Raw genomic sequence first — 324 nt, forward strand, 5'->3', positions numbered from 1 at the left:
AGCAAGAAAGAATTTCTCTTTAAAAGCTCATACAGCAACAATTGGTATTAGAGGAACAGTGTTTGTAGGAGAAGTTGGACTTAATATAAACAAATTAGCTTGCTTACAAGGTGCAATAGATGTTAGATTAGGTAATAAAACTTCTTTAATTGATTCAGGAAAACAAATAAGCTTTTCAAATACTAAGGTAATTAAAGTTGAACCTTTAAAAGTAAATGATTTTTCTTTAACCAAAGCAAATATTAATGAAGATAATAAACCAGAAAAAATACAAGAAAAACAAGAAGATAAACAAAGCACTACAAATACTAATAAAGTAACAAG

1 protein-coding gene is annotated in these 324 nt (G+C 26.9%); it reads left to right on the forward strand.

Going from position 1 to position 324, the window contains the following annotated elements:
* Positions 1-324: hypothetical protein (locus AVBRAN12640_RS09970; RefSeq protein WP_336613011.1), on the forward strand; the 324-nt coding region annotated here is incomplete at both ends.

The sequence above is a fragment of the Campylobacter sp. RM12640 genome (assembly GCF_020137595.1).
Taxonomy (GTDB): domain Bacteria; phylum Campylobacterota; class Campylobacteria; order Campylobacterales; family Campylobacteraceae; genus Campylobacter_E.